Origin of the sequence: Sorangium sp. So ce281 (assembly GCF_051527395.1) — a bacterium.
Taxonomy (GTDB): Bacteria; Myxococcota_A; Polyangia; order Polyangiales; family Polyangiaceae; genus Sorangium; species Sorangium cellulosum_B.
In genome coordinates, this window is sequence record NZ_CP150322.1 from 10736271 (window position 1) to 10756205 (window position 19935).

Below are 19935 nucleotides of genomic sequence, written 5' to 3' on the forward strand. Positions count from 1 at the left end.
CCGCGCCTCAGCCGCCCTCGCCCTCCCCCTCGCCGCGGATCCGGCGGAGGCGCTCGCCGATGGTCCGCTCGTAGCCGCGATCGGTCGGCTCGTAGAACCGGCTGCCCGCGAGCGGCTCGGGGAGGTAGGCCTCGCCCCGCGCGACGCCGCCCGGCTCGTCGTGCGCGTAGCGGTAGCCTTCGCCGTAGCCCTCGTCGCGCATCAGCCGCGTGACCGCGTTGCGCAGCGTGAGCGGGACCGGGAGCGCGCCGTGCTCGCGCACGGCGGCCTGCGCCGCGTGCCAGGCGGTCTTGCAGGCGTTCGATTTCGGGGCCGTGGCGAGGTAGAGCGCCGCCTGCGTGATCGGATAGAGCCCCTCGGGCATCCCCATGCGCCGGAACGCGGCGTCCGCGGCGACGGCGATCTCCAGCGCGCGCGGGTCGGCGTTGCCGATGTCCTCGGAGGCGAAGATCATCATCCGGCGCAGCAGGAAGAGCGGGTCGTCGCCGGCCTCGATCATGCGCATCAGCCAGTAGATGGCGGCGTCGGGATCGGAGCCGCGCATCGACTTGATGAAGGCGCTGATGACGTTGTAGTGCTCCTCGCCGGCCTTGTCGTAGAGCAGCGTCTTGTGCTCGCTCGCGCCGGCGATGAGCTCGCGCGTGATCGTGGGGGCGCCCGCGCGCCCCGCCTCGTCCGCGGCGATCTCCAGCGTGGTGAGCGCCCTGCGCGCGTCGCCCTGCGCGAGCGCCGCGATCGCCGAGAGCGCGTCGTCGTCGGCGGCGATCGCGCCGGCGAGCCCGGCGGGCGACTCGAGGGCGCGGCGCAGGAGCTCGACGAGCTCTGACGCGCCGAGGCCCTGGAGCCGGAAGACCTTGCACCGGGAGAGCAGCGGCGCGTTGACCGCGAACGAGGGGTTCTCGGTGGTCGCCCCGATCAGCGTGATCGTCCCGTCCTCGACGTGCGGGAGGAAGGCGTCCTGCTGGGCCTTGTTGAAGCGGTGGATCTCGTCGACGAACAGGATCGTCCGCTTGCCCTCGTAGGAGCGCGCGGTGCGCGCCTGGGCGAGGATCTCGCGGAGCTCCGGCACGCCGCCCAGCACGGCGTTGAAGGGGACGAAGCGGGCGTTCGTCGTGTGCGCGACGACGCGCGCCAGCGTGGTCTTTCCGGCGCCCGGCGGGCCCCACAGGATCATGGAGGGGATCCGGTCGGCCGCGATCGCGCGCGCGAGCAGCTTGCCCTCGCCGAGGAGGTGGCCCTGGCCGATCATGTCCTCGAGCGAGCGCGGGCGCATGCGCTCGGCGAGGGGCACCGCGGCCCTGAGCTCCGGCTCCCGCTGCCGGGCGGCGTCGAAGAGCGTCGGCTCGTCGCCCGCGGGCCGCCGTCGCGCGCCGCCGCCGCCCCGGGGCGCGCTCATTCGAAGACCGACCGCGCGCCCGCGGGGCGCTCCGAGAGGAGGACCTCGACGGCGCGGCGCGCGCTCGCCGGATCGTGCCCGACCCAGCGCACGGTGCCCGCGCCGTCGACCACGAACGTGAGGGGGACCTGCGCGACGCCGTAGGTCCCGGAGAGCCGCTGATCGAGATCCGCGACGATGGGGAACGTCGCGCCGAGCTCGTACGCGGCGGCCTCCGCGGCGGCCTCCGAGTCGTCGACGTTCACGCCGATCACGGCCACCCCGTCCGCCTTGCGGTCGCGCCAGAGCCGGTCGAGCGCCGGCATGGTCCGGCTGCACGACGCGCACCAGGACGCCCAGAAGTCGATCACGGTGACCCGCGTCCTGCGCGTGCCGGGCACGCCGACGGTGACCGCCGCTGTGGACTCCGCGTGGAACTCCGGCGCGGCGCTGCCGACGAGCGGGTGGCGCACCGACGCGGGCATCGCGCCCGGCCCGCACGCGAGCGCGAGCAGCGCGCACGTAGCCAACGTGGCGCCGCGCGCGACGCCACCGCCAGGGAGGGCCGCGCCGAGGCGCGACGCGGCGGACGTCGCCGTCATCCGCGGGCCCCGAAGATGGCGGTGCCGACGCGGACCCACGTCGCGCCTTGCGCGATGGCTGGCTCGAAATCGTGCGACATGCCCATCGAGAGCTCGGGCAGCACGGCCCGGCCGCCGTGCGCGTCGCGCAGGGCGCGCAGCTGCGCGAAGAACGGCGCGACGTCGTTCGGGTCCTCGAGGAACGGCGCGATGGTCATGAGGCCGATCGGCCGGAGGTGCGCGCACCGGGCGATCGCGGCGAGGAGCGGCGCGAAGTCGCCGGGGGCGCAGCCGCCCTTCGAGGCTTCGCCGCCGACGTTCACCTCGATCAGGACGTCGAGGGTGCGGTTGAGCGCCGCCGCGCGCCGATCGAGCTCCACGGCGAGCTCCTCCCGGTCGACCGACTGCACGACGTGCGCGACGCGCGCGACGAGCTTCGCCTTGTTCCTCTGGAGCTGGCCGATGGCGTGCCACACGAGCCCGTCGAGATCGGCGAGCGCCTCGGCCTTCTCGACGAGCTCCTGCGCGTAGTTCTCGCCGAAATCGCGCTGCCCGGCGGCGTAGGCGGCGCGGATGGCCCCCGCGGGCTTCCCCTTGGACACGGCGATGAGCCGGACCTCCTCTGGCCCGCGCCCTGCACGCGCGGCGGCGCTCGCTATCCGGCGCCGCACCTCGTCGAGCCGCGATGCGATGTTCCCCAGGTCTTCCGAAATCACGCCGCACGATACCGCGAGCTGCCGCCGTGGACACCAGGGGGACCCGCAGCGAGCGGACTGTGCAGGCCGTGGCGCGGAGGGAAGTGCCGGATCCAACCGCCCGAGCGGCGTGCCAGAGTGTGCCTGAGCACCGCGTCGACCGCGGACCGATCGAAGTGCTTTTCGGCCATTTTCACGTGGCATATTGATTGCCATACTCGGCGTACCCGCCATGCGAAGCCTGCTGTTCCTCACCCTGCTCCTCGCGGTTGGATGCTCGTTCAACCCGCAGCCTGAACCGCCGCTCGATGACAGGGATCCCTATCCCTCGGGGTCGTCGTCGACCGGTGCGGGGGTCGGCACCTCAGGTTCCGGTGGCACGGGCGCCGGCAACACAGCGGTAGCGGCCAGCGCTGGCAGCGGGGAGACCACGGGCGCGGGCGGCGGTGGCGATGGGGGCACGGCGGGCGGCGCGGGCGGTCAGGGCGGCGCGGGCGGCCAGGGCGGCACGGGCGGCCAGGGCGGCACGGGCGGCCAGGGCGGCACGGGCGGCCAGGGCGGCGCGGGCGGCGCGGGCGGCGCGGGCGGCGAGCCCTGCGGTGTGGGGGGCGCTGGAGGGGTGGAATGCGGCTGAAGGAGCACGCGGCCCGGGCCTGACGGCGGCGTCGACCCGGCGGTAAGAGCGAGCGAGAAGCAGCCGACGGATCGCGCTCGACGCAGCATTCCCGCGGACGAGGGCGCCGCACAAGCGGGCAGGGAGATGCGCAGGGTGCTATGAGGAGGGAGCTTATGCGCCAGCTTGTCGTCCTTGTTTTCGGGGTCGTCCTCGCGGGCTGTGTGTTCAATCCACAACCGGAGCCTCCCGCTGAGGGGGGCATCGGGTGCGGGGATTGCGGCGACGTGGGCGCGACCGGCGCAGGAGGGAGCGTCGCCGCCGGCGATCCCGGCGAAAACGACGGCACGGGCGGCGGTGGCCTCCTGCCAGACGCGCCCGGTTCGAGCAGCGCCGCTTCGACTGGGGCCGGTACCAGCACCGATACAACCAGCACGGGGGGCGAACCGGCCAACCCTGCCGGCGGTGGTGCGGGCGGCGCGGGGGGCAAAGCCGACGACGGTGGTGCGGGCGGCGAAGGCGGCGCCGGCAGCGGCGGTGCAGGCGGCGCGGGCGGCGAAGGCGGCGCCGGCAGCGGCGGCGCGGGCGGCGAAGGCGGCGCCGGCAGCGGCGGTGCAGGCGGCGAAGGCGGCGCCGGCAGCGGCGGTGCAGGCGGTGCAGGCGGCGACGCCGGGGGCGCGGGCGGCGACGCCGGGGGCGGTGGAGCGATCGGTCCAGACGGCGGCTGAGGCGACCGGGTGGGCCCGGCGCCCGCGGGCAGAGCGCTTGGCGCCGACTGACGCGGCGGCGCCGGCTCAGATCGCGGGTCGCCGCGGCCGCGCGTACTCGTCGAGCATGTTCGCTACCAGCTCGGCGAGCAGGCTGTCCGCCACGCGAAGGCGGCGCGACATCTCGCGCGCGATGTTCAGCACCAGCAGCGTGTACGACTTGAGATCGCGCCGGTAGAGGGCGTCGAGATCGTGCGCGGTGACGCGCAGCAAGCGCGACGGGGCGATCGCCCGGACGGTCGCCGAGCGAGGCATCACGTCGAGGATCGACATCTCGCCGAACCAGTCGTTCGGCCCGAGGACCGCGACGCGCGCCTCGACGTCGCGCTTCGAGCGCTTGAGCACTTCCATCTCCCCCGAGAGCAGCACGAACATCTCGCGGCCGCTGTCGCCCTCGCGAAAGGCGACGGCGCCCGGCTCCAGATCGAGCAGCTCCAGGGTGTCGGCGAGGCCCTGGAGGACGTGATCGCCCAGGCCTCCGAACAGCCCGATCTCGCGCAGCTGCGTGATCAGCGAAGGGTGATGGCTCACGTGGATGCACCGAGGGCGCCCGCGGCGACCGTCCTGCCGGCTGACCCGACACCGCCTACCACCACGTCGCGAACATGCCCGCCTTCTCGCATCGCTCCACCTCGCGGTCCCGAGCAGATGTACCCCGTCGAGAGCGGACGCCGCAACACGAGCGTGCTCCGCGCGATCTGCACCAGAGGCCGCACTAGAGGTCCTTGGTGAACACGATCCGCGGACGCCCAGGCCCGGCGTAGTCCTCGACCTCGGCCGCCGACCAACCGACCGCGGCGTGGAAGCGCACCGAGCCCTCGTTGCCCAACGTCGTGATCGCCTTGAGCTGCCGGCAGCCCTCGCGGCGGCAGTCCTCCTCGAACGCCGCGTAGAGCATCCTGCCGACGCCGCGGCGGCGATAGTCCGGGTGAATGCCGACGAGGTGCACGTACCCGACCGCCGCGTCCGGGCACCTGAACCCGAGCAGGAAGCCGACGAGCAGCCCGCGATCCTCGACGACCCGCGCGAGCCTGCCGAGCTCGTAGAAGAAGATCGGGTGCGCGAGCGCGCTGGTCGGGCCTGCCCACCACCGATCGATCTCGCCCACGATCCGGTCGTAGTCGGGCTTCGTCAGCGGCCGTGTCTCCATGCATCACCTCACTCGAGCGGTTCGGATCCCCAGCCTTCGATCTGCAGCGTCCGCGCGCACGACACGAACGCTTCGCGAAGACCTGCGCAGCCTAGCAGCCGCGCCGGCCTCCCCGTAAGCGCGCTCGTGGGATGCTCGGCTAGCCGCCGCGCGTCACGCCTGCTAGCGCTACCCTGTGCGTCACGAGAAAATCATCGTCGCTCCGTCGATCCTGTCGGCTGACTTCGGTCGTCTCGCGGAGGAAGTACGAGCCGCCGAGGCCGCTGGCGCCGACTGGATCCACGTTGACGTGATGGATGGCCGGTTTGTGCCAAACATCACGATCGGGCCGCTCGTCGTTCGCGCGGTTCGCGCCGCGACGCGTCTTCCCCTCGATGTCCACCTGATGATCGTCGAGCCCGAGCGCTACGTCGCGGAGTTCGCGGCCGCCGGCGCCGATCGCATCTCGGTCCACGTCGAGGTGTCGCCTCACCTGCACCGGACGCTCCAGCAGATCAGGGACGCAGGCGCGAGCCCGGGCGTCGTGCTGAACCCCCACACGCCGGAGGAGTCGATCCGGCACGTGATGGCGGAACTCGACCTGGTGCTGGTGATGAGCGTCAACCCCGGGTTCGGCGGCCAGCGGTTCATCCCGGGGGCGCTCACGAAGTTGCGGAGCCTGCGCCAGACGATCGACCAGGCAGGCCTGGACATCGCGCTCGAGGTCGACGGCGGCGTCGCCCCGTCGACTGCCGGGCAGGTCATCGCCGCCGGGGCGCGGGCGCTCGTCGCGGGCTCGGCGGTGTTCGGCGCGGTGGCGCCGGGCGAGGATCTGCCGTTCGATGCGCGCGTGGCGCGCTACGCCGAGGCGATCGGCGCGCTCCGCGCGCCCGCCAGGGAGCCGTCGTGACCCGGCGCGTCGAGGACGCTGCCGCGGCGGGTCAGGGGCCCTGTGGGATGGGCGCGGCGTGCGCGATGGGCGTGACGTCGAAGCGCGGCCGCTGGCGCGGCGCGGCGCTCGCGGCGGTGGCGGGGCTCGCGGCGGCGGGGCCGGTCGGGGGGGTTGGGCTGGTCGGGGTGGTCGGGGCGGCTGCGCTGGTCGGGTGCGCGCCGGCGGCCGCGCCTGCGGCGCCGCCGCGAGCGCAGGCCTCGGCTGCGGCGCGCCCTGCGGCGTCAGCCGCGCCTGGACCGGCCGGGGGCGCAGGCCCGGTGGATGCGGGCGAGCTCGACGAGGACGCGGCTCGCCTGACCGACGGCGAGATCGCGCGCGTGCTCGCGCGCGTGGCGAAGGCGCGCGGCCTGCCGGTGCGCCGCGATGTGCGGAGCCGCGTGCTCGCGCGCGGGCAGATCCTGGAGCGGGTGCGCGCGCACGTGGAGCGAGAGATCCCCGAGGGCGTGCTCGATCACCAGCGCGAGGTGCTCGCGGCCCTCGAGCTCATCCCGGCCGACTACGACTTCACCGCCGGGATGTACCGCCTGCTCGAGGGCCGCATCGCGGGCTTCTACGAGCCGGAGGACGCGACGATGTACCTCGTCGACGATCTCAGCGAGGCCGAGGCGGAGGAGACGCTGGCGCACGAGCTCGTTCACGCGCTCCAGGACCAGAGCTTCTCGCTGGGGAGCCTGCTCGATTTCAAGCTCGGCGACAGCGATCGGCTGGCGGCCACGCACGCGCTCGTCGAGGGCGAGGCGATGAGCGCGATGTTCGACGTGCTGGTCGGCTCGGCCTTCCAGGTCGACGAGGCGATGCTCCGGAGGCTCGTGGCGATGTCGACGGCGCTGTCGTCCGTGGGCGACACGCCGCTCGTGCTGCAGGAGTCGCTGGGCGCGCCGTACACGGACGGCTTCGCGTTCGTGCAGGCGCTGCGCCGCGACGGCGGGTGGGCTTCGGTGGATGCGGTCTGGCGCGCGCTGCCGGAGACCACCGAGCAGCTGCTCCATCCGGAGAAGCTCGCCGCGCGGGAGCCCGCCGTCGCGGTGGCGGTCCCGACGGCCGCGGCGCTGGGCCCGGGGTTCCGCGTCGTCTTCGACGACGTGATGGGCGAGCAGGCGCTGCGCATCGCGTTCGCGGCGTATGCGCACCGCGATGCCGCGATCGGCGCGGCGGCGGGGTGGGGCGGGGATCGATTCGCGGTGGTGCGGCGGGATGATCCGGAGGACCCGTCGCGGAGAGAGTTCGCGCTCGCGTGGCGGCTGCGGTTCGACAGCGTGGCCGATGCGGCAGAGGCGGGGAAGCTGATCGAGCGGCGCTTCGGGAAGGTGTGCCGGCGGCGGGAGGCGCTCGGGCCGATCGCGTGGACGGCGCGAGGGAGCGACGTGGCGATCGTCGCGGGGCCGTACGCGAGGCGCGGGGGAGGTGGGGGAGGGGAGGTCAGCGCGGCGGGGACGTGCGCGGGCGCGGGGAAGTGGCTGGCGGAGGTGATGAAGGGCGGGGTGGGGGGGCAGGGCGCCGGGGCGCTGGCGGGGGCGGCGGTTGGGAGGGAGAAGTAAGGGCGGGGGGCGAGGGCGGTGGGGCTGCGGGGGATGCCGGTGGGGGCGGAAGTGGCGGGGCCGGGACTGGAGGGCGCAGGGGGCTGCCCGGAGCAGGGCAGGGGTGCTGGTCTCAGGGCGGCGTTGACAGGGGGCGGTAGAAGAGGCAGAAAAGCAAGTCGTTCTGAGTATTTGGAGGAGTGGCCGAGCGGTCGAAGGCAGCGGTTTTGAAAACCGCCGTTGGGGCAACTCAACCAGGGGTTCGAATCCCTTCTCCTCCGCTGAAACCATTGAGGATTTCGTCGAGGAGCTCGGGCGCTCCCTGGTGAGCCTCGCGGGTCCATTCACACGCCATTCACACGGCGACGCCGAGGCTACGCCGACCGCCGCGTGAAGACCTGCACCGCGTCCTTCTTCAGGTTGTCGTTGGTGTGCGCGTAGCGCTGGGTGACCGAGAGGTGCAGGTGGCCGGCGAGCTGCTGCACGGTCGGAGCCGAGGCGCCGCCCTTGAAGCACTCCGTGATGAAGAAGTGCCGCAGGGCGTGGAGCCGGGTGGCCGGCACCTGCGCCTTAGCGAGCGCACGCTTGAAGGCGTGCCGCAGGCCGCCCTCGGTCCACGGCGTCCCTTTGCTCGAGGGGGCCGCCGGGGCGGTGGGCTTGTGCGGCTTCTTGCTGGCCTCGACGAGGATCTCCTTCAGCGCGGGTGCGATCGGGATGCCCCGCTCGTGCCCGGACTTCGGCGCGACGACCTGGCCGCAGGTGATGGCCTGCCGAACGACGAGCAGGTCGGTGTCCAGGTTCACGTCGCACCAGCGGAGGCCGCGCACCTCGCCGGCACGTAGGCCGGCGTAGGCTGCGAGGGCGATCGCAGGACGGACGTGCGGAGGCGCCGCGGCCACCACGGCGTCGACCATCTCGGGCGAGGGCGGCTCGTACACCTTCGACTTGACCCGGTTCAGCCTGGGGAAGTCCGGCTTCTTGTCGTGGTGGCCGAGCTCGACCGCGTTACCGATGATCGTGCGCAGCGGGATGACGATGTTGTTCCGCGTCGACGCCGAGAGGTTCTCCCGCGCGAGCTCGAGGTCGAACGCCGTCACTACCGCCTTGTCGATCTTGCTGAGCGGCCACGATCCGAAGCGCGGCAGCAGGTACGTGTCGACGTTCTTCATGTACCCGATGTGCGTCGAGGGCTTGAGCTTCGGCGCGAGCGTCGCCTTGTACAGCTCGACGGCCTCGCCGAAGGTCATCTCCGGCCTCGGCGGCTTGAGCTCCGCCTCGTCCACCTGATCGGGGAGGTAGCCCTTCTCCGCGATGGTGACGAGCAGCCGCCGCTCTTCCTTCCGCGCACCGTCGGCAGTCTGCAGGGTAGCGTTCCTGAAGTACCGCTTCTTCTCGCCGGTGCGCGCGTCCTTGTACGAAAAGTCAATGATCCAGGGGCCCCTGGGGCGCCGTCGGTCTCGCCGCACGGTCATGCCGGTCAGCTCCTTTCCGGCCGGACCGCGTGCCTGGGACGAGGCGAAGAAGTAGCACATGGGGCGCCGTCGTTCTTGTCGTCGCTCCCGGCGTCGGCGAGCCACGCGGCGCTGAGCTTCACGCGCCAGCGGCCCGAGAACTTACGGGCGCGGACGCCGTCGATGTTCGCCTCCAGCGCGCCGTCGGGGCCGCGGACGACGTGGCGCTCGATGCTCCGGCGGAGCGCGTCTGGCGACTTGCCGAGGAACTCGGCCGCGGTCCTGATGCAGACCCAGCCCCGCAGACCCGGGAGGGTGCTGGCGGACGAGTTGCTGCTCACGGCGACCTCCGCGAGCCCGTCGAGCGTTCCGCCTGGCTCGTCGTGACCGAATCGTCTCCCTGCGGCGCCGCGCTGCCGACCAGGTGGATCGCGTCCTTAGGCTCCTCGCTCTTGGCGCGGAGGTTCGGCGAGGCGAGGCCGGCGCGCACGAGAGCGATGGTGCCGCGGCGGACGCTGAGGCCGGCGAGCGCCCGGCCCAGCGCTTGGCGTGACACGCTCAGCTCGGCCAGGACGGCGCGCTCGCCGAGCTCCTCGATGAGGGCGTGCAGCGTACGCCGTTCCTCGGCCGAAAGGCCGATATCCTTTGCCCCTTGGCTCATGCTCTCGAAGCTAGCGACCGGGGGTTCGCGAGCTACGGAACAGTCCGCGTGCGAACTGTTCCGTGAGATGCCACACAGATCCCGGCAGGGCTTACTCAGGCTCGTCGCCCGCGTTGTCCTCTCCGTCGGAGGGCGGCGCGCTCACGTAACCCGAGTTCACCCTCTTCAGACGTAGCGGCGCCCGCTCCGCTGCCCTCGCCATCCGCCGCAACTCCTGCTCGATCGCACCGCCGACGGTCATGCCGGTCGTGAAGTCGACCTCCTCGCCGTCGGTCATCAGGATGCTCAGGATCGCGAGCTCGCGGTTTGAGAGCTCCCGGCCGTAGGGGAGATCCTCGGGCAGCTTCCCGAACGCGTTCGGCTTGGCGAAGTTCATGGTCCAGGCGAGCCAGTGCCGCCTGTCGGGCGGCCTCTCATAGTCCTCCCGGACATCGTTCATGAGCGACTGGAGGAAGCGGCGACGCTGCTTCACGAGCTTGTTGACCCTGTAAGCGTAGAAGAGCCCGTAGTCCGGCCACCTCGACTCGAGCCCAGCGCTCTCGAAGAACTTCAGGGCCTTGGCCGCGGCCTTCCGGAACTCGTACATCACGCTCCAGGCTTCCGCCTCGACCTTCCATCGCTGCGTGAGGGCCTCGGCGCGAGCCACGCGACCGGCGTTCCAGGGATGACCGAACGCCTTCTCGTACTCGCTCTCGCACTGCGGAAGGAGCTGCGCGAGGAGCTTCTCCTTGTTGGAGAACCGCTCCCGCCTGTTCTTCCGTGTGGCTCGCTTCGGGCTCATCGCGCTTGAGCCGTAGCTTACGCGCGGCCGCCCCTTGATGGCTCCCGTTCGGGCGTCGGTCCCGTGGACCTTGCGAGCTGTGCTGCCGCGTACGGGCGTGGCACGATCCGGGGCTCCAGTGAGCGCAAGCTTATCGCGCTCAGGCTAGCGAAAGAGACGCTCGACACCGGCCACCGTCTGGGCCCGTTCATGCACATCGTTCGGTCCGAGCAGCGCGGGCCGGCGGTGCCGCAAGTAGTTCAAGAACGTGAAGAACGACCTGACGATTCAGCCGTGAAAACAAGGCGGCTTCAGAACACCGCTGGCCCACCTCGTTGTAGGTGCCGCGGTGGTGCTCCGGGGGGTTCTTCCCTTTCGGCGGATCATTGTGGCCGAATGACATCGGCTGAAGCTGTCAGCTGAGGCGTCTTCCACGAAAGAGGAGTGACGATGGAACAGATCGAGACCAAGACTCCCACGACGGGCACGAAGATCCCGCTCGTGGCGTATGACCAATCGCTCACCAAGGCCGCCGAGCTGGCGATCGGCCTGCACGCACTCACCGAGGCCGTGGCGAGGCTGAACGCGAGCGGAGGCGGCTCTCTCACCGAGGCCGTGGCGAGGCTGAACGCGAGCGGAGGCGGCTCTCTCACGGAGACGTTCGAGAGATGCCGTGCGGCGCCTCCGAGCCGCATGGACCACGGTGTGGAGGCCGCGGTTGCGCCCGCTGCTCCTCCGAGCCCGCCGGCACCGATCACACCGGCTTCTCCTGCACTCGATCCGAGGGCGCTCGAGATCCTCCACAAATGCGCCGACGCGGCCGAGCGGGTCCACCGTACGGGACGCTACGCCGCGGCTGCCCAGGCGCCCTGAGCAGGAATCACCTCTTGAGTACCGAGCTGCGGGGCGCGTCATGCCGATGCCCCCGCAGTGAGGGCGCTTCGACCCGATGACCGACAATCTCAGGCAGGGCCCGCGAGGATCATCACGATGAGCCAGAGGCTACCGCCGAACAGGCGCCGCGGAACCAAGGGCGCGTCACGCTCGAAGTTGGAACCTTCCGAGCGCGGGCAGCGGGGTCGGCTTGATACGGCTCTCGAAGCCTTGCTCTCGAGCCGTGCGGTGCCCAACCATGCGGCCAGCGGTCCGGGGAACATGTCCGGCACCGTCACCCATGGCGAGCCTGCTGCGAGCACCGCCTCGGGGCTGACGCCGGCTACGATCTCGCCCACCGCCGATCCCTTCGCCCAGCGCCGGGACGAGGTCAGGGCGCTCTTGCTCGCCTCGGCCCCACGCCCGAGCGCCGCCGAGACGCTCCTGTACGACGTCGCCAGCCGCGAGCTCGCGATCTACGTCGAGCTGTCCGAAGCGCAGGAGCAGCTGGCACGCGAGCTCCGCGAAGCCGTGAGCAGCGACGTGCGCGGGGTGCTTGCCATCAGCAAGGTGCTCCGCGAGGTCACCCAGGTCGCGGGTGCCATCGGACGCCGTGTCGAGCACGTGCTCACGACCGCCACCTCCCTCCGAGCCCAGCGCAGGTTCCTCGAGCTTCAGGGAGGGCGCGATGAGACTTGATGCGCCCCTTGCCCGACTTGGCGAGCTGCGGATCGAGGACGTGCGGCGCGTGCTGGGCGACCAGATCTGGAAGGTCAACCACGTCGACGTCTGCGTCCTGGCGCCGCCGGGAGGCGTACCGGCGGCGCAGCGGGTGTCGCTCGGGCGCAAGAGGAGCGGCCGTGGTGACCACCTCGCAGTGCTGTGCCCGTCCTGCGGCCGACCGAAGGAGATCCTCTACGCCGACGGCCACGGCGGGCTCAGCTGCTCCATCTGCTCGCGGAGGCGGACCCGGGAGCAGCGGGAGGTGCGCACGACCGCGTGGAAGCACGGCGGACGGGAAGAGGATCGTCTCCTGCGGTTGCTTCAACGTGACGGTCTCCCCTCGGCCGGACTGGATCGTGCTCGCGTGCTCGCCGAGGAGATCGTGCGCGGTGACCGCGATCGGTTCGATGCGCTCCGCCCGCGGATCGAGGCGGCCTTGAAGTTCCGGGAGGTACGAGCCCGATGACGAAGCCGCCCGAGACCACCACCGAGAGCACCCCGTCCGAGGCGACCCCGAGCTCGACAGAAACCTCCCGGGCAAGGGCGCCATCACGGCGCCGACGCCGTGAGCAATCGAAGGTGAGCGGGCGTGCGCAAAGGACCACGTCGGTGAAGGAGCTGCTCGTGGAGATCGAGCGGCTTCAGCACCGGGTCGTCGTGCTCGACGAGCTGGCCGAGCAGGCGCAGATGCTGTTCATCGGCGACGGCGACATCCGGCCGAAGTACCTCGTCGGAGCCGAAGGCGGCATCGCCGTCGCGGTACGCATCGAGGTGGTCGAGATGATCCAGGCGGAGCTCCGGCGCGCTGGAGATCGCACGCGTGAGCAGCTGGAGCGCCGTCTGGCGGCCACGCTCTCCGCGCCGGAAAGTGAACCGGTGCCGTCTATCCACGAGGGCATCCCCGCGGGCGAATACAGTCCGGAGGACGAGGGAATCCTGGCGCAGCTCATGTCGCGTCTCGTATCGAACCGAGCGGCGATGGCGCGACCGCGGTGATCGGTTCGACGAAGACGAAAGGTGCCCTCCAGGCAGCCAGCTATTCGGCTCCCGCTGCATACCGGTGCGCGGTGATGCTCGAGCACCCATGGATTCGATGGCCACCGGCTCGGCGTGCGGCCTTCCCAGTCCATCATCTCGGATGAGAAGCGCGCTCTCTCGCAGTCGAGCACCGACGAGGCAACCCGTGGACCGTGTGGAGTACTCCCGCGCCGTGGCCGACGAGACCACGACGAGGTTCCTGTCGGTCGAGCCGCAGCACACGCCGATCTCCCTGACCGGCAAGCTGGACGGCATCGCGTGGGTGATCCAGGGCGGTGAGAGCGGTCCCGTAGCGAGGAGCACGGCGCTGTCGCTCGAGCAGTTCAATCAGCGGCGGGCGCGGGCGTTTGATGCGGTGTGGGCGCGGTAGCTCCGCGAGGAGTGCCGCCGCGAGAAGGTCGCCTATTTCTTGAAGCAGCTCGGCTCTGCGCCCTTCGAGAACAACCGGCCGATGAAGCTGGACAAGCACGGCGGCGACTGGAAGGAGTGGCCCGACGATCTACGCGTGCGTCAGATGCCGAACGTTGCCTGCCCGGTGCTCCCCGCTGACACCCCGCAGGCGGTGAGCACAAGGAGTACAACCCGCTCAAGTAGTGCGGCGCGCTGACCGCACCCGCCCGCTTCATTCATGCCCGTCCTCGGGCTCGAGCAGCTCCCGGAACCTCGCCGCGTCTTCCTCGGGATCCCCCTCTTCGTCCTGTTCGCTGCACAGGCACAGGTACTCCTTTTCAGCGATGTCGAGCACTCGCTCCCGCACGAGCCGCGCGCTCCGAGACGCGATGCCGGCCTCGCGAACCATCTTCTTCACCGCGTCCGCCGCGGCGGCGATCATCGGCAAGCTGTTCGCGTCGTCGATTCCGATATCGATCGCCCGCGCGAGCATGACCTTCACCACCTCGCGCCCCATCTGCTCCACGATCATCGCGCGCTCCCGAGGATCGTCGGTCGAGTCGGCGACGCTCCGTCCAGGTGGGCCCGGCTCGCCGCCGTCGAGCGGCGGCAGCTCCGCCGCGGGGACGAGCACCCGTATCGAGCGGGCCACGCCGGGCTCCCGCGTGATCAGCCCCCGCTGCTCCAAGGCGAGGATCATCCGGTGCACGGACGGCGGGCTCACCCGGAAGAACTGCTGCATCTCCGCTTCGGAGGGCGCGTGCCCGTGGACGGCCGTGTAGGCGCGCAGGAAGGCCAGGTACCGGCCCTGTGTCTCGGCGAAGCGCGACTTCTTCATGATGTGACGCGGGCGCCCTCAGTAACAGGTGAATATTTCGCGGGGGGCGAGGTCGCCATGCGGTGAAACGAGTCCCGTTCCGGCGCCGGCGTCAACGTCTGCCGCACCTTTTCGAGCGACATCGACCGCTCTGCTCGACCCTTTCGGCGAGCCGACGGCTTGACTGCGCGTTTAACGGCTCTTCCGGCGGCTGACCCGCTGCGCCTTCCGCTGGGCCTTTTTCTTGTTCCTCCCCGTCTGCGTCGGCGGGCGCAGCCGTTCGGGCGCGGGAGCCGGCCCACGCGCGACGGCAGGTAGGCTGGTGTTGTAGACGCGCATGAACGCGCCCATACCCTCCTCGGTGGTCATGTCGAAGCCCGCCGCCATCCCGCCCATCACGAACGACTTGGCCATGCCGAAGTTCCTGGAGTCGGCGAGTTCGCGCTCCATGGTCCGGCTCATCTCCTCGTTGAGGATGGCGAGGCATTCGTCCGCGTTCGGCAGGCCGAACTCGCGACGCGCGAACGACCAGAACGCCCGAAGCTCTTCGACGATCTCTGGCGCCGATGACGGCTCACAGGAGACCTTACGGGGGAAGACGTCGAGCAGGACGCGCGAGAGCTCCCGTTTGCCCATCGTCGTGACGGTGACGCCCTCATAGATCCGCCGTATTCCAGCACCGAGCCTGCCCAGCCCAGGCCGCCGGTGCGCTCCAGGATCGGTTTCGCCTCGGGCGAGTCGGCAAGGCGTTGCATGAGCAGGGCCTCGAACTCCCCCGCAACATCCTCGTCGAGCTCGCCCTGCTTGTTGGTCAGGGGGCGATGGATGTCGAACGTCATGGGCGCGGTCTACCGTCCCGCCCTCAGCCGCCAACCAGCCGGCAGCCGTGTGACGCCGCCCGCCGCGATGAAGCGCAGCACGGTTGCTCTCCCGTTGGGGGTTCCAACACCGCGCTCAGGTCATTCGCCACCGCGCTGGTAGAAGCGATACGCCTCGATCCACTCGAACCCATCCGGGGGAGACTTCGGCAGCGGCAGGTCCACCACCGGAATGCGCTGCACCAGCGCGCCGCGCTTGCAGATGGCGACGATCTCGTCCGCGTCGTTGAAGTCGACGCCAGTGACTTGAACCGGCACGCCGAGCACGTCCGTCTCGAAGGGGACCCCGAGGTGCTCCTGGATCATCGTAAGAAAACCGACGCGCTGCTCCTCCTCGTTGTACGCATCGACGGTGGCCTCCTCGATGAGCTTCCTGAGGCGCGCGGTGCCGACCTTCGGCCTGGTCCCTTGGGCTGGCCTGCGCCGGGGGGCTACCACGAGCTCGCTCGCAGCAGACTTCTTCGCGGTGCTCCTTGCCGCGGCTAGTTTCTTCGTGGTTCGCGTGACCATGGTGCACCTCCTCGCGAGAGCCTGCACGCCAAGCTGCCGGGCTGCCACTGTGCCGTGAACGCCGCCGACACGGCGCGCTCTTCCTCGGCGCGATGTCCATCTCCCGGTCGTGCCCGCCTCACCCCGTGCAGCCCGCTCCGCCGCCGCCACGAGGACGCATGTCACACGCGGCACCTACTTCCCGCAGCACCTCTTGAACTTCCGTCCGCTGCCGCAAGTGCAGGGATCTTGCCGCCCGATCGACGCCACGTGTGCGCCGGGCTTGCGCCCTGCCTGCTCCGCCTTCAGCAGCGGATTGAGCACCAGCCACGTGTTGGCCGGTGTCCACGGCTGGTGTAGCGCCTCAGCGAGCTCGCCCGGCAGGTAGAACTGCTCCGGCGTGCCGCGAGCCGTGGCTGCGATGAGGTGCAGCGATACCAGCAGCTTCTTCCCGTCCGTGATTCCATCGGTCCAGGACATCAGCGGCAGCGTACGGACGAGCTCTTCCTGGATCGGATCATCCAGCCGCTCGGCATCCGGATCGAAGTAGCTCTCGCCGATGCGGCGGACCACCTCCTCGAGCTCCTCGGCGGGCGCTTCAAGGAGCTGGGCGGTGATCTCGCAGCAGAGCTGCACCTGGCGGCCCATCGCCTCCCGGATCCGCTTGGCCTGCGGCGTCCGGGCGGTGCTGGGTGCCGCGTGAAGCGCCTTCACGATCTCGGCGCGGGTGTTCTTCGCCCGGGTCCCGATCGCGAGGAGCGCGAACAGCGTGTCGAGCAGCTCGAAGAAGCTCACGTCCTCCGCGAGTGCCCGCTTGTAGTCGGGCAGCATGAGCTTGCCGAGGCGCGCCGCCGCCCACGCGCCCTTGAGGATGAACGTGACGACGCCCGTCCCGGTGAGGGGATAGCTGAACGCGGCCCGCGCTCCCTTGTGCTGGTCGGTGAGCGACACGTACTGCTCTCGGTCGGCGGTGATCGCGCCCAAGAGGGCCATGTGCCCCGCGGCGTGCAGGAGATTCCAGTACGCGTGCAGAACCTCCTCGTCCTGGGCCCGGCGGCTGCGACGCGTCCGGAGCATGGGCCCCTGCAGCGAGAGCTCCCGCCCCATGGCCAGGTAGAGGTCGAGGAACACCGGGCCGAGGAGCGGTTCCCAGGCCGCGACGGCGAGGAAGTCCTCCCGGCTCACCGAGTCGGACGCGACGAGGAGTCGTCGCAGCAGGCGCGCGTGCCCTCGCTCTCCGCCGAGCTGCTTCGCGAGGTCCATCCTCTCGCGGAGCCGGGCGACCTTCCGGGAGATCGCGTCGAGCTCGCCGCGCTTCACGACGGGGAGGTCTCCGGCCCGCATGCCCCGACCGAGGCACGTGACGAAGTGACCGCTGCGCGTGACGACCAGGAACGGGCCCTGCACGGGATCGTCGAGCGAGATCGCCACCCGCTCCACGCGCTCCGGCAGCGTGGTGGCGTCGAGCACAGTGCGGAGCAGCTCGGGGTCGCGGTAGAGTTCGAGCGCGAGATCCACCTCGTTGCGCGGCAGACGATCGAGGCGTGACAGGAAGTGCTCCGCGTGTTGCACGCCGGCCTGGGTACCCGCGCAGACAGGGAGGGACAAGTCCGCCACGTCCACCGCGACCTGGCACGCCCGAGGTCCAGCCGCTGGCTGCCGGCGCTGGCTGCCGACATGGAGCCCGACGCGTAGTTCGCACCCGCTCACGCAAGACACCTCAAGGCGGGCGCTCGAGCCGATGACGACGAGCACGCCGCCCGTCGGGAGCTGGTCGAGGTAGTCCACGGGACGGTGCTCCGTGAAGCTCGCCGAGAACGTCGCCTCGACGAGTACGCAAAGTCCGCCCGCTTCGTCGATGCCAGTGCAGCACGGATCAGCCGAGGAGATGGGTGCGGCCTGTTTTTCTAGCCTGGGCGCGCTGGTGGACGGCATTGTCCTTCGCCCCCGGAGTGGGGGTACATGCCCGAGCGTCAGCGACCGTACCGCCGCCATGCTCGGCGACGCCGCCTCCGCGGCATGTCCACGCGCCGCGCTACTTCTGGAAGATGTCGCCAGGTCTTGCCCTGGTCGATGTTCCGGATGCTCTTCGCGTCCACGCCGAAGTCGAAGGCGATGATCCTCGGGCTCACGCCCTGGTCGAGCAGCGTGCAGATCTTCCGGACCTGCTCCTCGTTGAGCTGAGCCCGCGGGTTGTTTACCCCGGAGGTGCCGCGCAGCGGCGAGGCCGGGAGAAGAGCAGCGCGATCGAGCTGTTCGAGCCGCGATGCGTCCGCGTCGTGCGGCTTGGGCTTCGTCCCCTCATACAAGTGCTGCGGGTTGACGCACGACTTCTTGCTGCACGAGTGCAGGACCATCCCGGCGGGAGGGCGGCCGTGATCGATCTCGAACATGTGCCGGTGGGCCATGACGATGCGGCGGCCGATCCGGAAGACGCCGTAGCCGCGATCGTTCGCCGCTCCCAACCAATACCAGCACTGGTCGCCGCCGCCCTCGGGGACGAGCTTGCTGAATCTCGCAAAGGATGAGGCGCGTTCGTCCTGCGAAGTAGGAGATGATCGCCGGGCGTAGTGGCTGGGCTTCTTGTGCTTCACGGTCGTCCCACTGAAGTTTGACTACCGCCGCGCGCCTTCGGACGGTGGAAGTTACGGCAAGTACAACGCCAGGGGGCGAGGTAAGTGTTCTTCGAGGTAAGTGTTCTTACGGACCGGGAAGACATGCGCCTCGAACGCTGGGGGAGATGGTCGAGCGACGAGGAGCTGGATCGATGCCGTAGGGGTCGGAATCATTCTATTGGGAGTCTCTGTTGAGTAGATATTTTTATGTAAATTCAACTGTATGGGTGATCTGTACCCGATCCATGGATCCCTACTCAACACCGTGTCCTAACTGCAAAAAAATGCGGTGCGTAGGGCCTCAGGCTCGGACAGCGTTACCCACCCACACGTACCTGACGGCGCCGCCTTCATGACCGGCGCCAGCCCGAACATCTTCGCGTAGAAGTTGTCCTTCAGGGCCCGCCGGTGGAGTGCCTCCCGAAGGTGGTGGCCAAGATGCCCCGCTTCTTGTGCGGGGTCTGCCCAAGATCGAGGAGATCGTCATCGAGTCCACGGCGCCCACCGCGAACTACCACGGAGAAGGACAAGGCGTAGTTCCCTCGCAGCGTTCCGCAGTGCTCGGGTCCGTTGTTCTACTTCCGCGAGATAAGCCGCTTGCCCGCTGAGATCGAAGACTACAAGCGCGGAGGTAGAAGAAGATCGGCCCCGCGGTGTGCTCGTCCAGGCGCTCGGTAGTGCGAGACGGACGCGGAGCCGATCGATCGCTACTTCTCTTCACCGTCCGGCGCCCGGCGCAACCTCTTCAAGCTGCTGGCGCCAGCGCTCGGCGAGGAACCGCTCGATCTCCACCACGCTCGCGTCGCGCGAGTCCGGCAGGTACTGGAGCTCGGCAACGACGGGGTGCGAATCGCCGTCCTTGAGCACCTTGAGCGGAGCAGGCGCCGTCGGGGCGGTGCGTCTGTCGGTGAGCTTGGCGAAGAGTGGGACCTCGTGCACCGCCGCCTTCGCCAGGCTCGCGAACTCGTCCCAGTGGTCCTAGAGGAGCGAGAGCGAGGGTGGAGGTCAGCGTACTTCTGCTGTGCCTTCGCGAACCCGCCGTCGACGAACAAGACGACCGAGATCGAAGACTACCGAGATCGTCTCGCTGCCGAGACCGCCCCCCATCTTGGCGCTGTCCTCGCGGATGGCCTGCTCGCTCGCGGCCCGACGGTGTTGGCCATCCAGGAGGGTGACCGGCATCGAGCGAGGGATGTAGAGCCTGCCGGTGCACGACTTGTCGGCCACCGGCTCGAAGCGGGGCAGCTCGTCGACGGCGCCGACCAGGGACGAGAGGGTGTAGTCGTTCGGGTTGCCGAGGATGTAAGCCGCGATTCTCGGCACCCGCGCCATGTTCAGCGCCTGCTGCACCCGAAGCTCAAGCGGCATCTTCGCGATGGGCGCCAAGCGACGGGGCAGCTCGCGCAGCTTGACCAGCACGACGTAGTACTCGTGTCTGGCCTGGACGGCACGGATGGCGGGCAGCACCCAGTGGTCGGACGGTTGATCGTTCGTGGGGAGCCCGGCCGACTGCGGTGCCTCAGCGGCGCCGGCCACGGGCAGTACGCGTCTCGCGACGCCGGTCGTCTTCTTCGACGGCTTCTTCATCGCGTACCTCTCGTTGTTGTAGTT

The 19935-nt window shown here is 70.2% G+C and carries 26 protein-coding genes and 1 tRNA gene; 11 read left to right on the forward strand and 16 right to left on the reverse strand.

The window, feature by feature from the left end; genetic code table 11:
• Positions 1-7: 7 nt before the first annotated feature.
• From WMF27_RS41065 to WMF27_RS41075, 3 genes are read right to left on the reverse strand one after another with little or no spacing between them, the layout of a single operon-like run.
• Positions 8-1396, reverse strand: coding sequence for a replication-associated recombination protein A (locus WMF27_RS41065; RefSeq protein WP_437763447.1), 1389 nt, complete (start codon positions 1394-1396; stop codon positions 8-10).
• Positions 1393-1977 (reverse strand): TlpA family protein disulfide reductase, encoded by a 585-nt coding sequence (locus tag WMF27_RS41070; RefSeq protein ID WP_437763446.1) that lies wholly within the window; start codon positions 1975-1977, stop codon positions 1393-1395. Before WMF27_RS41070 ends, WMF27_RS41065 begins: the two co-directional genes overlap by 4 nt.
• Complete coding sequence (locus WMF27_RS41075) at positions 1974-2672, reverse strand: YggS family pyridoxal phosphate-dependent enzyme (protein ID WP_437763445.1); 699 nt, start codon at positions 2670-2672, stop codon at positions 1974-1976. The genes WMF27_RS41070 and WMF27_RS41075 overlap by 4 nt, the downstream gene beginning before the upstream one ends.
• 211 nt (positions 2673-2883) lie before the next feature.
• On the opposite strand from WMF27_RS41075, the gene WMF27_RS41080 reads away from it, so the two are divergent.
• Both WMF27_RS41080 and WMF27_RS41085 read left to right on the forward strand, forming a co-directional pair.
• Positions 2884-3285: a hypothetical protein gene (locus WMF27_RS41080; RefSeq protein ID WP_437763444.1), complete on the forward strand. Its 402-nt coding sequence runs from the start codon at positions 2884-2886 to the stop codon at positions 3283-3285.
• Positions 3286-3440: 155 nt separating this feature from the next.
• On the forward strand, positions 3441-3992 hold the full coding sequence (locus WMF27_RS41085; RefSeq protein WP_437763443.1) for a hypothetical protein: 552 nt from the start codon (positions 3441-3443) through the stop codon (positions 3990-3992).
• Between the two features lie 66 nt (positions 3993-4058).
• Here the strand turns inward: WMF27_RS41085 and WMF27_RS41090 are convergent, their stop codons facing one another.
• Both WMF27_RS41090 and WMF27_RS41095 read right to left on the reverse strand, forming a co-directional pair.
• Positions 4059-4562: a cyclic nucleotide-binding domain-containing protein gene (locus tag WMF27_RS41090; protein ID WP_437763442.1), complete on the reverse strand. Its 504-nt coding sequence runs from the start codon at positions 4560-4562 to the stop codon at positions 4059-4061.
• A 184-nt stretch (positions 4563-4746) separates the two neighbouring features.
• A complete protein-coding gene (locus WMF27_RS41095; protein ID WP_012240797.1) occupies positions 4747-5181 on the reverse strand; it encodes a GNAT family N-acetyltransferase in 435 nt (144 codons plus the stop codon).
• A gap of 175 nt (positions 5182-5356) precedes the next feature.
• Between WMF27_RS41095 and rpe the strand changes: the two genes are divergently transcribed.
• From rpe to WMF27_RS41110, 3 genes are all read left to right on the forward strand, one after another.
• Positions 5357-6070 carry a ribulose-phosphate 3-epimerase gene (rpe, locus tag WMF27_RS41100; protein WP_437763441.1) on the forward strand — a complete coding sequence of 238 codons (714 nt, stop codon included), beginning with the start codon at positions 5357-5359 and terminating at the stop codon, positions 6068-6070.
• On the forward strand, positions 6067-7650 hold the full coding sequence (locus WMF27_RS41105; protein ID WP_437763440.1) for a hypothetical protein: 1584 nt from the start codon (positions 6067-6069) through the stop codon (positions 7648-7650). The genes rpe and WMF27_RS41105 overlap by 4 nt, the downstream gene beginning before the upstream one ends.
• A 173-nt stretch (positions 7651-7823) precedes the next feature.
• Positions 7824-7910: transfer RNA gene (locus WMF27_RS41110), tRNA-Ser, on the forward strand.
• Between the two features lie 93 nt (positions 7911-8003).
• On the opposite strand, the gene WMF27_RS41115 is transcribed toward WMF27_RS41110, so the two are convergent.
• The 4 genes from WMF27_RS41115 to WMF27_RS41130 all read right to left on the reverse strand — a co-directional run bounded on the left by WMF27_RS41115 (position 8004) and on the right by WMF27_RS41130 (position 10522).
• On the reverse strand, positions 8004-9101 hold the full coding sequence (locus WMF27_RS41115; RefSeq protein ID WP_437763439.1) for a tyrosine-type recombinase/integrase: 1098 nt from the start codon (positions 9099-9101) through the stop codon (positions 8004-8006).
• A gap of 5 nt (positions 9102-9106) precedes the next feature.
• On the reverse strand, positions 9107-9421 hold the full coding sequence (locus WMF27_RS41120; protein WP_437763438.1) for a hypothetical protein: 315 nt from the start codon (positions 9419-9421) through the stop codon (positions 9107-9109).
• Complete coding sequence (locus WMF27_RS41125) at positions 9418-9741, reverse strand: hypothetical protein (RefSeq protein ID WP_437763437.1); 324 nt, start codon at positions 9739-9741, stop codon at positions 9418-9420. The genes WMF27_RS41120 and WMF27_RS41125 overlap by 4 nt, the downstream gene beginning before the upstream one ends.
• 91 nt (positions 9742-9832) lie before the next feature.
• Complete coding sequence (locus WMF27_RS41130) at positions 9833-10522, reverse strand: hypothetical protein (protein WP_437769998.1); 690 nt, start codon at positions 10520-10522, stop codon at positions 9833-9835.
• 429 nt (positions 10523-10951) lie between these two features.
• Between WMF27_RS41130 and WMF27_RS41135 the strand changes: the two genes are divergently transcribed.
• The 6 genes from WMF27_RS41135 (at position 10952) to WMF27_RS41160 (ending at position 13742) form a co-directional block, all read left to right on the forward strand.
• A complete protein-coding gene (locus tag WMF27_RS41135; protein ID WP_437763436.1) occupies positions 10952-11374 on the forward strand; it encodes a hypothetical protein in 423 nt (140 codons plus the stop codon).
• 231 nt (positions 11375-11605) lie between these two features.
• Positions 11606-12073 carry a hypothetical protein gene (locus tag WMF27_RS41140; protein ID WP_437943478.1) on the forward strand — a complete coding sequence of 156 codons (468 nt, stop codon included), beginning with the start codon at positions 11606-11608 and terminating at the stop codon, positions 12071-12073.
• Entirely contained in the window at positions 12063-12563 is a 501-nt protein-coding gene (locus WMF27_RS41145; RefSeq protein ID WP_437763434.1) for a hypothetical protein, read from the forward strand. The genes WMF27_RS41140 and WMF27_RS41145 overlap by 11 nt, the downstream gene beginning before the upstream one ends.
• Before the next feature lie 143 nt (positions 12564-12706).
• Positions 12707-13093, forward strand: a complete 387-nt coding sequence (locus WMF27_RS41150) for a hypothetical protein (RefSeq protein ID WP_437763433.1) — start codon at positions 12707-12709, stop codon at positions 13091-13093.
• Between the two features lie 187 nt (positions 13094-13280).
• Positions 13281-13505, forward strand: coding sequence for a DUF5131 family protein (locus tag WMF27_RS41155; protein WP_437763432.1), 225 nt, complete (start codon positions 13281-13283; stop codon positions 13503-13505).
• A 39-nt stretch (positions 13506-13544) separates the two neighbouring features.
• Positions 13545-13742 carry a hypothetical protein gene (locus WMF27_RS41160; RefSeq protein ID WP_437763431.1) on the forward strand — a complete coding sequence of 66 codons (198 nt, stop codon included), beginning with the start codon at positions 13545-13547 and terminating at the stop codon, positions 13740-13742.
• 15 nt (positions 13743-13757) lie between these two features.
• Here the strand turns inward: WMF27_RS41160 and WMF27_RS41165 are convergent, their stop codons facing one another.
• From WMF27_RS41165 to WMF27_RS41195, 7 genes are all read right to left on the reverse strand, one after another.
• Positions 13758-14363, reverse strand: a complete 606-nt coding sequence (locus WMF27_RS41165) for a LexA family protein (protein WP_437763430.1) — start codon at positions 14361-14363, stop codon at positions 13758-13760.
• A 171-nt stretch (positions 14364-14534) separates the two neighbouring features.
• Positions 14535-14978, reverse strand: a complete 444-nt coding sequence (locus WMF27_RS41170; protein ID WP_437763429.1) for a hypothetical protein — start codon at positions 14976-14978, stop codon at positions 14535-14537.
• A gap of 323 nt (positions 14979-15301) precedes the next feature.
• Positions 15302-15730 carry a calcium-binding protein gene (locus tag WMF27_RS41175; protein WP_437763428.1) on the reverse strand — a complete coding sequence of 143 codons (429 nt, stop codon included), beginning with the start codon at positions 15728-15730 and terminating at the stop codon, positions 15302-15304.
• Between the two features lie 174 nt (positions 15731-15904).
• Positions 15905-17497: a YecA family protein gene (locus WMF27_RS41180; protein ID WP_437763427.1), complete on the reverse strand. Its 1593-nt coding sequence runs from the start codon at positions 17495-17497 to the stop codon at positions 15905-15907.
• Positions 17498-17682: 185 nt separating this feature from the next.
• Positions 17683-18303, reverse strand: a complete 621-nt coding sequence (locus tag WMF27_RS41185) for an HNH endonuclease (RefSeq protein ID WP_437763426.1) — start codon at positions 18301-18303, stop codon at positions 17683-17685.
• Positions 18304-19041: 738 nt separating this feature from the next.
• Entirely contained in the window at positions 19042-19263 is a 222-nt protein-coding gene (locus tag WMF27_RS41190; protein WP_437763425.1) for a hypothetical protein, read from the reverse strand.
• Positions 19264-19329: 66 nt separating this feature from the next.
• Positions 19330-19911, reverse strand: a complete 582-nt coding sequence (locus tag WMF27_RS41195; RefSeq protein WP_437763424.1) for a DNA sulfur modification protein DndB — start codon at positions 19909-19911, stop codon at positions 19330-19332.
• Positions 19912-19935: the final 24 nt, after the last annotated feature.